Annotated in this window: 9 protein-coding genes; 6 read left to right on the top strand and 3 right to left on the bottom strand. The window is 72.9% G+C overall.

Features of this window, described 5'->3' with window-relative positions; all coding sequences use genetic code 11:
* Positions 1-23: 23 nt before the first annotated feature.
* The 3 genes from AB0J87_RS25710 to solA are packed head-to-tail and all read left to right on the top strand — an operon-like array spanning position 24 to position 3,980.
* Positions 24-1,286, top strand: coding sequence for an aspartate aminotransferase family protein (locus AB0J87_RS25710; protein WP_363968973.1), 1,263 nt, complete (start codon positions 24-26; stop codon positions 1,284-1,286).
* Positions 1,261-2,793 (top strand): NAD-dependent succinate-semialdehyde dehydrogenase, encoded by a 1,533-nt coding sequence (locus AB0J87_RS25705; protein WP_363968971.1) that lies wholly within the window; start codon positions 1,261-1,263, stop codon positions 2,791-2,793. Before AB0J87_RS25710 ends, AB0J87_RS25705 begins: the two co-directional genes overlap by 26 nt.
* On the top strand, positions 2,790-3,980 hold the full coding sequence (solA, locus tag AB0J87_RS25700) for an N-methyl-L-tryptophan oxidase (protein ID WP_363968969.1): 1,191 nt from the start codon (positions 2,790-2,792) through the stop codon (positions 3,978-3,980). Before AB0J87_RS25705 ends, solA begins: the two co-directional genes overlap by 4 nt.
* Before the next feature lie 245 nt (positions 3,981-4,225).
* Here the strand turns inward: solA and AB0J87_RS25695 are convergent, their stop codons facing one another.
* On the bottom strand, positions 4,226-5,005 hold the full coding sequence (locus tag AB0J87_RS25695; RefSeq protein ID WP_363968967.1) for a hypothetical protein: 780 nt from the start codon (positions 5,003-5,005) through the stop codon (positions 4,226-4,228).
* Positions 5,006-5,527: 522 nt separating this feature from the next.
* Here AB0J87_RS25695 and AB0J87_RS25690 point away from each other — a divergent pair.
* Entirely contained in the window at positions 5,528-6,187 is a 660-nt protein-coding gene (locus AB0J87_RS25690; protein ID WP_363968965.1) for a GNAT family N-acetyltransferase, read from the top strand.
* A gap of 5 nt (positions 6,188-6,192) precedes the next feature.
* Here the strand turns inward: AB0J87_RS25690 and AB0J87_RS25685 are convergent, their stop codons facing one another.
* Positions 6,193-7,467: an MATE family efflux transporter gene (locus tag AB0J87_RS25685; protein WP_363968963.1), complete on the bottom strand. Its 1,275-nt coding sequence runs from the start codon at positions 7,465-7,467 to the stop codon at positions 6,193-6,195.
* A 98-nt stretch (positions 7,468-7,565) separates the two neighbouring features.
* Here AB0J87_RS25685 and AB0J87_RS25680 point away from each other — a divergent pair, with 98 nt between their 5' ends.
* Positions 7,566-8,501 (top strand): aminoglycoside phosphotransferase family protein, encoded by a 936-nt coding sequence (locus AB0J87_RS25680; RefSeq protein WP_363968961.1) that lies wholly within the window; start codon positions 7,566-7,568, stop codon positions 8,499-8,501.
* Positions 8,502-8,556: 55 nt separating this feature from the next.
* Here AB0J87_RS25680 and AB0J87_RS25675 read toward each other — a convergent pair whose 3' ends face one another.
* Positions 8,557-11,238: an AAA family ATPase gene (locus AB0J87_RS25675; RefSeq protein ID WP_363968960.1), complete on the bottom strand. Its 2,682-nt coding sequence runs from the start codon at positions 11,236-11,238 to the stop codon at positions 8,557-8,559.
* Between the two features lie 536 nt (positions 11,239-11,774).
* Between AB0J87_RS25675 and AB0J87_RS25670 the strand changes: the two genes are divergently transcribed.
* Complete coding sequence (locus AB0J87_RS25670; RefSeq protein WP_355199184.1) at positions 11,775-12,563, top strand: hypothetical protein; 789 nt, start codon at positions 11,775-11,777, stop codon at positions 12,561-12,563.
* The last annotated feature ends 2 nt before the right edge of the window (positions 12,564-12,565 follow it).

The following is a 12,565-nucleotide window of genomic DNA, read 5'->3' as shown; positions in this document are numbered from 1 at the left end:
CCCGATGTGATGAGGAGCCTTTCTTGACGAGCACCAGCCTGTGGCATCCGCAGACCGCGATGTCCACCATCGAGGAAACCCTCACGGTCATCGCGTCGGGGCGGGGAGCCTCGGTGCGTACCGAGGACGGCCAGGACCTGCTCGACCTGCCGGCCGGCCTGTGGCACGCCAATGTCGGACACGGCCGGACCCGCATCGCCGACGCCGTCCGTCAGCAGATGAACGTTCTGGAGACGTACCACCTGTTCCAGGGCATGGCCAACCGCCCCGCCATCCGGCTCGCCGAGCGCCTCGCGGAGCTGAGCCCCATCCCCGACGCGAAGGTCTTCCTCACCAGCGGCGGCTCCGACTCCGTCGACACCGCCTGCAAGCTCGCGCGCCGGCACTGGCAGCTGGCCGGGCGGCCCGGCAAGCGCGTCATCGTCTCCCGGCAGCACGCCTACCACGGTCTGCACGGGTTCGGTACGAGCATCACGGGCATCCAGAGCAACCGCGACGGGTACGGCAGCGACTCGCTGATCCCCGAGACCGCCCGCGTCCCGTGGAACGACCTGGCCGCCACCGAGGCGGAGCTGCTCCGGCTCGGACCCGACAACGTCGCCGCCGTCATCGCCGAACCGATCATCGGCACCGGGGGCGTGCTGCTGCCCCCGCCCGGCTACCTCACCGGGCTGGCCGAACTGTGCCGCCGCCTGGACATCCTGCTCATCGCCGACGAGGTCATCACCGGTTTCGGGCGGGTCGGGCAGTGGTTCGCCTGCCAGCGCTTCGGCATCGAGCCGGATCTCCTCACCATGGCCAAGGGCATCACCTCCGGCTACCTGCCGCTGGGCGGCGTGCTGGTGTCCCGGCGCGTCTGGGAGCCCTTCTTCGCCGAAACCCCCGGCGCCCCGACGTTCCGCCACGGTCTGACGTACTCGGGCCACGCCGCGGCCTGCGTCGCCGCCGAGGTGAACCTGAGCATCCTCGAGGAGGAAGGTCTGCTGGAGCGCGTCCTGGACCTCGAGCCCGTCCTGGCCCAGGCCCTCACCCCGCTGCGCGACCACGAAGCCGTCGTCGACGTCCGGGCCGGTGCCGGACTTCTCGCGGCGGTCCAGCTCGCCCCCGACGTCGACGCACGGCCCGTACTGCGCGCCGCGCGGGAGCGGGGCGTCCTCACCCGGCTGCTGGCCGACAACTCCCTGCACGTCAGTCCCCCGTTCGTCATCACCGCCGAGGAGATCTCCCGTGCCGCCGACGTCCTCAAGTCCGCTCTCGACCGTGCCCGTACCCTCGAATCCGCCTGAGCCCGCGCAGGCGTCGGCGCTGCGGCCGGCTGACATCGCCCGGCACCGCGACCTCACGGAGACCGCGGCCGCGTCGCTGCCCGGCGGCTTCCTGGCCGCCGAGTGGACGGCGCCGCGCTCCGGGCGGACCTTCGACGTCGCCGATCCCGCGCTCGGCCGGCCGGTCGCCGCCGTCGCCGACTGCGAGCCGGGTGACGCCCTGCTCGCGCTGACCGCGGCGAACGACGCGTTCCCCGCCTGGGCGGCCGCCCCGACCCGGCGGCGGGCGGACATCCTGTACGGGCTCTACCAGGCGATGCTCGCCGACGAGGAGCGCCTGGCGGCCCTCATCACCCTCGAGGTCGGCAAGACTCTCGCCGAGGCGCGCGGCGAGGTCCGTTACGCCGCCGAGTACGTCCGCTGGTACGCCGAGGAGGCGGTCCGCAGCTCCGGCCGCAGCACCCCGACCCCCGACGGCAGCTGGCACATCGTCACCGCCCCGCGTCCGGTCGGCCCCTGCCTGCTCATCACCCCGTGGAACGTGCCGCTGGCGATGGCCACCCGCAAGGTCGCGCCCGCCCTGGCCGCCGGCTGCACGGTCGTGCTGAAACCGGCCGAACTCACCCCGCTCACCACGCTGGCCTTCGCACAACTCGCGCGGGACGCGGGCGTCCCGGCAGGAGTCCTCACCGTGGTCACCACCACGGACCCGGGGTCGGTCTGCGGCACGCTCATCGCCGACCCACGACTGCGGAAGGTGTCCTTCACCGGGTCCACCCCCGTCGGGAAACTGCTGCTGCAGCAGGCCGGCGCGCACGTGCTGCGCACGTCGATGGAACTCGGCGGCAACGCCCCGTTCCTGGTCTTCGACGACGCCGACCTCGACCTCGCGGTCCGTGAGGCGGTCATCGCCAAGATGCGCCTCGGGGGCCAGTCGTGCGTGGCCGCCAACCGGTTCCTCGTCCAGGAACCGGTGGCCGACGAGTTCGCGGCCCGCCTCACCGAGGCGCTCACCGCGATCAGGGTCGGGTTGGGAACCTCGGACGTCGACCTCGGCCCGCTCATCGACGACCGCGCGGTGGCCAAGGCCGACCGGCTGGTCGACGACGCCGTCGCGAAGGGGGCGACGCTGCTGGGGCGTGCCGACGCACCCGGCGGTCCCGGCAGCTGGTTCGCCCCTGTGGTGCTGGACCACCTCAGCGCCGACGCTCTCCTGCAGCAGGAGGAGGTCTTCGCCCCGGTCGCGGGCATCCGCCGGTTCCGGACGGAGGACGAGGGGGTGGCGCTGGCCAACGACACCCCGTTCGGGCTCGCGGCGTACCTGGTGGCGCGCGACAGCGACCGGATCGCCCGGGTCGCCGGCCGGTTGGACAGCGGCATGGTCGGCATCAACCGGGGGCTGCTGTCCCACGTGGCCGCGCCGTTCGGCGGGATCAAGGAGTCCGGGCTCGGCCGGGAGGGCGGCGCCGAAGGACTCGTCGAATACCAGAACCTCAAGTACCTCGCCGCCCCGGCGCTGGCCTCATGAGACTCGCCGGAACCGCTCGAAGGAGGGCGGCGGTCATCGGGACCGGAGCGGTGGGGAGCATGGCCGCCTGGCAGCTGGCCGAGCGCGGCCTGGAGGTGCATGCCTTCGATCGCTGGGGCGTCCCGCACCACCGCGGGGCCTCCGGCGGGCAGAGCCGCCGGTTCGCGGTCATCAGCATGGGCGACCCGGACCTGCCGCCGCTGGTCCTCCGGGCCGAGCAGCTGTGGCGCCGGCTGGAGGAGGCGACCGGACGGCGGCTGCTCGAGCAGACCGGCGGACTGATCCTCGGCCCCGCCGGCAGCACCTCCGTTCGGAAGGCCGTGACCAGCTGCGAGAACTGGGGGCTGGCCCATCGCGTCCTCGACGCACACGACGTGCGGCAGGCTTTCCCCCAGCACGCCGTCGAGGATGAGGACATCGCCGTCCATGACCCGGCGACCGGCTTTCTCCGTCCCGAGCCGGCGATCCTCGCCGCGATCGAACAGGCCACGACGCTCGGGGCGACCGTGCGCCACGACACCGAGGTCCTCGACATCGACGTGAGGTCCGAGACCGTCGGGCTGACCTACCGAAGCGGCGCGGACCGACCGCACAGCGAGACGTTCGACGCGGTGGTCGTCGCCCCCGGCGCCTGGGCGGCCACGCTGCTGCCGGACGGGCTGCGGGAGGCGATCGGAGTGGCCGGGCTGACCGCGCGCCGGCTGGCGCAGACCTGGTTCGTACCGGACGACCTCTCGCTGTACGGCGCGGAACGCTTTCCGGTCTTCGAACGCGTCGCCATGCCGGACGGCGCCTCCATCTACGGCTTTCCCAGCCTGGACGGGGCAACGGTGAAGATCGGCGTGAAGAGCCGCCCGCACCCGGAGGTGGCCGACCCGGCGCGCCCGGATCCCCACCTCGCCGCCGACCACCTGGCGGAGATCCGCGATGTCGTCGGGCGCCGGCTACCCGGGCTCAACCCGCGTCCGGTGCAGACCTCGGTGCACGTGGAGTCGTACACAGCGGACGGCCGCCCCGTCGTCGGGCTGCTCCCGGGCGCGGCGCACGTCGCGGTCGCCGTCGGATTCTCGGGCGGAGGATTCAAGTACGCACCGGCGATCGGCGAGGCCCTGGGCGACCTCCTGGCGGACGGTGCCACCGAGGCCAGTATCCGGCAATTCGCACCGGGCCGCTCGGCGACGGTGTGAGCAGATCGCCCGGCCTCGGGGGACGGTGAGGGCGTTCCCCAACCCCTTCGTTCGCCAGGGCGATGGCGTAGGGGAGCGTCACCGGGCCGAGCCAGGTGAAGCCGAACGTGCCTCGAGGTACCGGCGGAGCGCCTCCTGCCCATCTGGAATGAACCGGTGCTGCTTCATGGCTTCGCTCAACCCGGCACTCGTCAGCCAGCCCACCCAGCTCACCGGCATCGGGACACCGTCACATTGGTGCGGGGTCACTTCGCCAGCACCCGGACTTGATCGGCCGGAGGAGCGGCCACCGTCGTGTCATCCCAGTTGGAGAAGGTGATCTCCATCGGCGTCTTCGCGGTCAGCCGTTGCCGCACTGGCCGCCCCTGGCCATCGAGCCAGAGCTCGTACGTGGCCTGCGCGCCGAACTCCTCGAGCAACTTGTCGAGCAGCCGCCCCTGCGCCGCCTTGTCGCCGGCCCGGACCATGGCGTACTCGTCCTCGGTGTCCTGCAGCATCGGCAGCGGGTCGTACACCTCCAGGAACGCGCTGAGGTCCAATCCGTCGAGTGCCGCCCGCACGTCGATGGTGACCGTGTAACGGTCGAGCCCGCCATCGAGTACGGGGCCGCTCGCTCGTCCCCGCGCTGCCAGCAGTGCATGCACCCGGTGACTGTTCACCAGCGTCGTAGCCTGGCTTGTCGCCACGCTGATGCCCAAGAGATTGTACGGCTCGTGCTCTTTGGTGATCTTGTCCCAGGTCTTGCCCGGTGCCACTTCCTCCTCCAGCATCTGCATATACGTGGCACCGCCCGTCCGGATGAGCCGTCCGCGCAAGCCATCGCCCAGATCGGCGGAGACATCCTGGTCCTGCCCCTTGATGACCACGGTGGCGCTCTGGGCCCCCTTCTTCGCCATCCGCTTGACGTCAGGGTGCGCCTGCAAATACGTCTCGACATATCCGGCGACCTCGGGAGCGGTCTTCGCTCCCGAACCACAACCCGCCGCCAGCAGCGCCAACACGGCGATCATCACATATCTGCGCACGCCGGGCATGCTTGCACGTCTGCGAGCAGAACCCTGCGGGCGGGAGGTGCAGATCGCGTGCAGAAAGACCTGTCCACAGCCCCGAAACCGCGGCGGATCCGATCCGGAGCGGGCTGTCCGAGCTTCTCCTCCCGCGGGTGAACCAGCAGCGCCTCCCGAACCCGGTCGGTCTGCCGCTCCTTGTCGCACACGTTCGCGGCCAGCCGCGAGGCCGCCTTGTCCAAGCCGGCGAGTGCGCACTCCCGGAACCTGAAGTATCGGCGGATCTCGCTGCGATGCTTTCCGTGTCGAAGAGAAGCCGCGGCGAGGGCCGCCTGTCAGCGTCAGGCCAGGACGGGGCCACGCTCCGGCAGCGTTTTGTGAGCCGGCAGCCGAGCCCATCGGTGCCGGCCGTCAGCTCGGACACCACCATCATGATGGCCCCTGGCCCCTCGAGGCGAATGAAGGTGCCGCCGAACGTGGTGTCGGCAGGGGCGGAAACTCGGATGACGTGCCGCCCGGTCAGCGATCACGATAGGGGTCATGCTGGTCGATCACTTTCCGCCGGCCGGGCTGCGGCTGACCACGCCGCGGCTCGAGCTGCGGCTGCCCTCGCCCGAGGAGCTGGCCGAGCTGGCCGGGCTGGCCGCCGACGGCGTCCATGACCCCGACGCCTCGCCGTTCCTCGTACGGTGGACCGACGCGCCGCCCGCCGAGGCCGCCCGCAGCGTGGTCCACCACCACTGGCGGCAGCTCGGCGCGTGGACGCCGCAGGAGTGGTCGCTCGACCTCACCGTGTTCCGGGACGGTGTGGTGGCCGGGCAGCAGAGCCTCTCTGCCCGGGACCTGGGCATCACGCGTCAGGTACGCACGACCTCCTGGCTCGGGCGCCGCCACCAGGGGCAGGGGATCGGCACCGAGATGCGGGCGGCCGTACTCCACCTCGCCTTCGCCGGTCTGGACGCCGAGGTGGCGCTGTCAGGCGCGCTCGAGCACAACGTCGCCTCCCTGGCCGTCTCCCGCAAGCTCGGCTACGAGCCCGACGGCCACTGGCGGCACGCGCTGGACGGGAAGATGGTCGTGGAGCACCGGTTGCGCCTGACCAGGGACGCGTGGGAGCGGCACCGCACCGTTCCCGTCCAGATCGACGGGCTTGAGCCCTGCCTGCCCCTGATGGGCCTCGACGTGCCGTCGAGCCGCTGAGTCTGTCATCGATCGCGTGCGCTGTGCCGCATGAAACCGACGGTCTGCGTGACCAGAACGAGCAGGCGACTGGCGGTCAACGCGATCCACAGGCCCGCCAGGCCCCAGGCCGTCGTCACCGGTGTCATGGCCAGAGCGAGCAGGCCGTTCCCCACAATGGCCGAGCCCAGGGTCCAGGTCGAGCGCTTGAGACCCGTCAGGCCGGTGGCCATCACGATCCCGCAGTTGTCGGCCAGGGTGTAGGCCGCCAGCAGCGGTAACAGGGGCAGGGTCAGGGCGAGCACCCGGGCATCGGAGGTGAACAGGCCCAACACCGGCTCGCCCAGCGAGAGGACGATGAGCGCGCTGGTGAGCACGCCGATGGCCGCGACCGTCAGGGCCGCCCGGTTGACGCGGCGGGCCTCGCCGGGGGAGGTCGCTCTGGCGATCTCCGGCGTCGCGGCCTGCCCGACGGCGAAGGCGGTCAGGCCGAGGGGTCCGGCCAGCGACGTGAGGATCGCGTGGGCGGCAGCGCCCTGAACCCCTGTCCGGGCGGCGGCGTAGGCCGCGCCACCCATGACCGTGAACTTGATGACCACCGTGGCCGACATCGGGAGGCCCACCTTGGCCATGCGCCAGATCTCCCGCGGGCGGAGGCGTCCGGGCCACGGCGATCCTCCCGCCAGTCCCGGCAGGCGCAGCAGGAGAACGTTGGACACGGTGACGGCCAGGGCTGTGGAGGTCAGGAGCGCGATGGCGGTGCCGTGGATGCCCATCCTGGGCACCAGGAGGAGGAGCAGGGTCACCTGTACGGCCGTGCTCGACAGGCTGGACCAGAGCACCAGCCGGCTGCGTCCCAGCGCGATCAGCACTCCGTTGGCGCCTCCGCCCGCGGCGGCCAGCAGCACCTGGAGGGCGAAGAGCTGAGGCACCGCCCCGAACTCGGCCGTCACCTCACGAGACACCCCGCCGACCCGCGCGATCAGGGGGACGCCGAGCATGACGCCTGCGCCGATCACCCCGAGCACGAGGGACAGCCAACGCGCATCTTTCAGGATGGGCAGCGCCTCGGCGGGACGATCGCGGCAAGCCGCGACGAACGGGGCCATGCCGCGCAGGCCGCCGGACACGGCCGCGGTGACGGGGGTCAGCACCGCGCCGACGAGGGCGAAGGCCGCCAGTTGAACCGTCGCCTGGTGTCCGAGCAGGGAGGTGCCGACGAGCTGGGCGATGACCCCGGCGCTCATGGACAGGAAGAGAGGCGCGGCCGCGTTCAGGATCATGCGATGAGGAGTGGGCATGAAAAGCAAAATCCCGGGCGGCCAACCGCTCAGGACAAGCTGATTATACCCCGACCGAGCTCGCGCCGGGTGGTGGCAGCGGCGAGTAGGGTGCCCGGATGATCGGGATACCGGAGGTGTTCGCGCGGAGCACGGCCGAGCGTGAGGGAGACCCGGGCGCGGCGTGGCTCGCCGAACTGCCGGGGATCGTGGACGAACTGCTGGAGCGTTGGGGATGCGTGCCGGACGGCGAGGTCATGCACGGGGGTGTCGGGGTCGTCGTCCCGGTGCGGCGGCGTGGTGATGAGGTGGACGCCGTGCTGAAGGTGTCGTTCCCGCACCCGGGCAACGTTCATGAGCCGGACGCGTTCGCGGCGTGGGACGGGCGTGGAGCCGTCCGGCTGTACGAGCGCGACGACGAGCGTTTCGCCATGCTGCTCGAACGGGTCCAGGCGTCGACCCTGGCGGAGGCCGAGGACGGCGACGAGGTCGTCAGGGTCGCGGGGCAGATCAATCGCCGCCTGGCCATCCCCGCGCCCCCTGGCCTGCCCCGGCTGCGGGAGCGGGCCGGCTCCTGGGAGGAGCAGCTGCGCAAGGACGCCGAGGAGCTGCCGCACACACTGCCGCGCCACGTGGTGGACGCCGCGGTGGCGACCGTACGCGAGCTGGGCTCCGTCCAGCCGGACGTCCTCATCCACGGGGACCTCCATCCCAGGAACATCCTGCGCGCCGACCGCGAGCCATGGCTGGCCGTCGATCCCAAGGGGCACGCGGGAGACCCCGCCTACGACGGCGGCACGCTGCTCAAGTCGCGCGCGCTGACCCTCCTCGAAGCGGACGACCTGCGCAAGGCCCTCCACCGTACGCTGGACGTCTTCGCCGAGGAGGCGGAGCTCGATCGCGAACGCACTCGGCGCTGGGCCCAGTTCCACGCCGTCCAGGCCGCGTTCTGGGGTCGGCGTCACGGGTTCCGCATCGCCCGCGGTGGACCGCGATTGGACTGGCTCGTCGAGTTCGCGGATCGCCTGTCGGAGTTGCTCATGGAACGCTCGTAGCGGAACCCCGACCACCGACGGGTGGGCGAGGCCCCGGCGAACGCCTGCACCGGGGTCAGCGCATGAGCTTGGTGGTGAGGGCCACGCGTGAGCTCACCCCCAGCTTGGCGTACGCGTTCCCCAGGTGGTACTCGATCGTCTTCACGCTCAGCACCAGCTCCCTGGCCACCTGCCGGTTCGTCATCCCGGTGGCCACCAGCCGCGCCACCGCCTGCTCCTGCGGGGTCAGCCGCAGCAGCGGCGAGGTGCCCGACCCGGCGCGCGGCAGCCCGCACGCGCTCAGCTCCCGCTCGCACCGCCCCACGTACGGCGCCGCGCCCAGTCTGGCGAACAGCCCGAGCGCCAGTTCCAGGTGGGACTGGGCCTGCCTGCGGCGGCCCAGCCGGCGCAGGAACCGCCCGTACGCCAGCCGCAGCCGGGCCTCGTCGAACGGCAGCCCGGCCCCCGCCCCGGCGTGCGCGAGAGCGGTGGTGAAGGCGGTGTCGGCCAGGGCGTTCTCGTGGCGGGCCGCGTGCAGGCCGCCCCGGCAGCGGGCCGCCGTGGCCAGCGCCGAACGCCTGCCGCGCCGCCCCGCCAGCCGCTCGACCGCGACCAGGCAGGTCTCGGCCCGGTCCAGCTCGCCCAGCCCCACCAGGGCGTCGATGAACAGGTCGAGCCACTGCACGACGCCGGGCTCGTACACGATGTCGTGCACCTCCACCGCCCGCAGCGGCTCCAGCGCCGCCACTGTCGCGGCGTGGTCGCCCCTGGCGGCGGCCAGGTGCGCGGCGGCGCTGCATCCGTGCGCGAGCGCCGCCATCGAGTCCGCGCCGGCGACGGCAGCCCGGACGTGGGACTCCGCGAGCGGCCAGTCGCCGCGCGAGGCCGGGACGAGGGCGGCCAGCCCGTGGCAGATGGGCGAGAGCCACCGCTGGTCGGCGTCGTCGGCCACGGACGCCGCGGTCTCGGTGTGCAGGGCGGCGTCGTCCCAGCGGCCGGAACGGTACTCGACCTGCCCCAGCATGGCCATGGCCAGCATGCGGAACGGCACCGAACGCTCCCCGCACGCCGCCACCACCCCCGACAGGTCGGCCAGCCCGCCCGCCAGGTCGTCGGAGCAGGTGCGCAGCAGCCCGCGGCCGAGCAGCGCGTCCAGGTCGGCGATCGTGGCCGACGCGGGCGGCGGCAGGTCGGCGGTCGCGGCCAGCGCCGCGTCGATCTCGCCGGAGACGGCCAGGCCGGTGAGCTGGGTGAAGCGGTTGTAGTCGATGCTGAGGCGGTAGCCGGGGGAGTCGCGGGCGCGTTCGGCCCAGCGGGCGGCCTGGCCGCCCTCGGCCTTGACCAGGCAGAGCATGGCGAGCTGCTGCGCCGCCCGCGCCGCCAGGCCCGACTCGGGCGGCCCCGCCTGCTCCCATGCCGTGATGAGCTGCGCCCGCGCCTCCTCGACCTGGCCGCGCACCATGGCCAGGTGGCCGAGCGCGTAGCCGCGCACCGCCGGGTGCGCGTCCTCGGGCAGGCTCGCGGTCAGCCCGGCCGCCTCGTCGACCCGGCCGTCCAGCAGCAGCGCCTCCACCGCCTCGGCGGCCAGCGGCGCGGGGTCGCCCGACAGCTCCGCCGCCGCCTTCAGATGCTCGGCCGCGCCGCCGAACGCGCCCAGCCGTACCTGCGCCCGGCCCAGCTCCGCCAGCTCGGCGGCCAGCTCCGGGCTCGGGCCCGCCACCGCCTCGATGCGGTGCCGCAGCCGCGCCTGCTCGCCCTCCGCCACCAGCGCCGCCCGCGCGTGCAGGGCCGAGCGCTGCGCCGGGCCGAGGTCGCGGTAGACGGCCGCGCGGATCAGCGGATGCGCGAACGCCGCCACGGGCCCGCGCGAAGAGGACCGTTCCAGCAGCACGCCCTCGCGCACGGCCTGTTCGAGCGCCTGCAGCGGCTCAGCCACCCCGGCCACCCGCGCCGCCAGGTGCAGCGGGCACGACATGCCCAGCACGCTGACCGCGCCGACCAGCTCGCGCACCGGCGGCGCGCACCGGGCCACCTTGGCCAGCACCAGCATCGTGTACGACCTGGGCGCCGGCAGCGGCTGCGCCAGGTCGTCCAGCGCCTCCAGGGGCACCTCCTCCAGCAGCGCCCGCAGGTGCAGCGGCACGCCCTCGGTGTGGGCGACCAGCCTGGCCACGGCCCGCTGCGACACCCGCCCGCCGACCAGCGTGGCCACCTCCGGCTCCCGCAGCCCACGCAGCCGCAGCCGGTGGGTGGTGTCGGCGGCGATGAGCCGCCGCAGCCCCTCGGGGCCCGGCAACGTGGCGGCCTCGCGCAGCATGAGCACCGCCATGACCCGGTCCACGCGCAGCCTGCGCAGGCAGAACGTCAGCGCCCGCAACGTCGGCGCGTCCGCCCAGTGCACGTCGTCCACGACCAGGCAGAGCGGCTCGCTCGCCTGCCGCTCGCTCAGCTCCGGCAGCAGCGCCGCCCCGACCGCGAGCGGATCGGGCGGCTCCGCCGTGGCCGGCGCCTCGATCTGCGCGGGGAGCCCGCCGAACAGCCTGGTCAGCGTCCCGTACGGCAGCAGCGCCTCACCCTCGTCGCCGTCGGTGAACAGCACGTTGCCCGTCCCGCACGTCTCCAGGAACCGCTGGACCAGCGTCGTCTTCCCGATCCCCGCCGGTCCCTCGACCACCACGAGCCTGGGCAGTCCGGCGCGGGCGCGCTCGAACTCCGCGGCCAGGCATCGGAGCTCCTGATCCCGTCCGACGAACGTCATACCGGCCTCCGCACGCTGGGAAATCCAACGTTGCGCGGCAGGGCGGGCGGCTCAAGTAAGACTTGCCTGTCCCCTTGTCCAGAGTTCGCGCGAAAACCAGGGGTTATCCCCAGGTCGCCGGGGCCGGTCCGGGTCCCCGCCGCCGTCGTACGGGTGGCCGGATCTGCCGCGCGGGCGCGAAGGCCCGTACTCCAGGGGAAATCCCCGGGGCGCTCCCTGAAGCGCGGGCCCCCGGGGCGGCGGATCATGTGAGGCGGGCCTCATCGGGAGGGGTGCGGGCGAGGGCTGCCGACGGTTCGCGCAGGGCGGTCACGGTCCTCGCCGCGCAGGAGGGCACGCCTCCCGGACCCGTGTCACCATCGCCACACGGGAGGCCCGGCGGGGCGGTCACGAGCGTAGCCACAGGTGGCCGCCCCGATCCCGTTCATCGACTCGCGCCAGACCCGGCCGCGGGCCCGCGGTTGCCCGGGCCTTTACCGATCTGTGCTTCGCGCCATCATTGCACTGTGTGATAGTAATGTGACGTTGCGTATCCGATGAGTTTCGGGAGATTCTTCATGGTGGCGTACACGCTCTCAGTCGTGGCGGCGGTGGGCGCGGTGGCGCTCACCGCGCTGATCTTCAGGAAGGTCAAACGAGCCGAAGAGGACCGCGACCCCGGCGGGCCGTCGGTCGCGCACGCGGGAGCGATGCTGTCGGCGATGTTCCTGCTGGTCTTCGCCATCGCGATCATCGTTCCCTGGACCACGGCCGACGCCGCCCGCCTCAACACCCACACCGAGAGCCAGGCGGCCGTCGACGCCTACTGGGCGGCCGACGCACTGCCGGGCACCGCGCCCCAGGACGTGCGCAGGGCGCTGCGCGACTACATCACGTTCGTGGTCAGGGACGAGTGGCCGCTCATGGGCGAGGGCAGGATGGACCCGGTCGGCGCCGCCAGGATGGACGAGCTGCGCGGCCGCGTCACCGACCTGCAGGTGACCGGCGACAAGCAGGACGACGCCAAGAGCGCCGTGCTGGAGAAGCTCAGCGCGATCTCCACCGCGCGGGCCCAGCGCACCGCCGACGCCGCCGCCACGCCTCCCGCGGGGCTGCTGCACCTGACCATCCTCACCGGGGTTCTGGTCACCATCTTCCCGTTCCTGGCGGGGGCCAGGCCGAGAGGGCTGGCGTTGCTGCCGCTGCTGGCGACGGCCGCGCTGCTGGGCTTCGGCATCTACCTGACGTGGGACATCTCCCACGCCTTCGCCGGGCCGCTGGCCGTCGGGCCCGAGGCGTTCCAGGGGGCGCTGCAGGAGTTCACCCGCATCGGCGGGGGAGTGTGAGC

The organism is Nonomuraea sp. NPDC049625, from assembly GCF_040675285.1.
Classification (GTDB): Bacteria; Actinomycetota; Actinomycetes; order Streptosporangiales; family Streptosporangiaceae; genus Nonomuraea; species Nonomuraea angiospora_A.
The sequence above is the reverse complement of the archived record's forward strand: the minus strand, read 5'-3'. Positions and strand labels throughout refer to the sequence as shown.

What these genes read in the sequence shown, in the direction of transcription:
- solA (WP_363968969.1), top strand. Translation starts at nt 2,790, where the DNA reads ATGAGACTCGCCGGAACCGCTCGAAGGAGGGCGGCGGTCATCGGGACC.
- AB0J87_RS25690 (WP_363968965.1), top strand. Translation starts at nt 5,528, where the DNA reads ATGCTGGTCGATCACTTTCCGCCGGCCGGGCTGCGGCTGACCACGCCG.
- AB0J87_RS25685 (WP_363968963.1), bottom strand. Translation starts at nt 7,467, where the DNA reads ATGCCCACTCCTCATCGCATGATCCTGAACGCGGCCGCGCCTCTCTTC.
- AB0J87_RS25680 (WP_363968961.1), top strand. Translation starts at nt 7,566, where the DNA reads ATGATCGGGATACCGGAGGTGTTCGCGCGGAGCACGGCCGAGCGTGAG.
- AB0J87_RS25675 (WP_363968960.1), bottom strand. Translation starts at nt 11,238, where the DNA reads ATGACGTTCGTCGGACGGGATCAGGAGCTCCGATGCCTGGCCGCGGAG.
- AB0J87_RS25670 (WP_355199184.1), top strand. Translation starts at nt 11,775, where the DNA reads ATGAGTTTCGGGAGATTCTTCATGGTGGCGTACACGCTCTCAGTCGTG.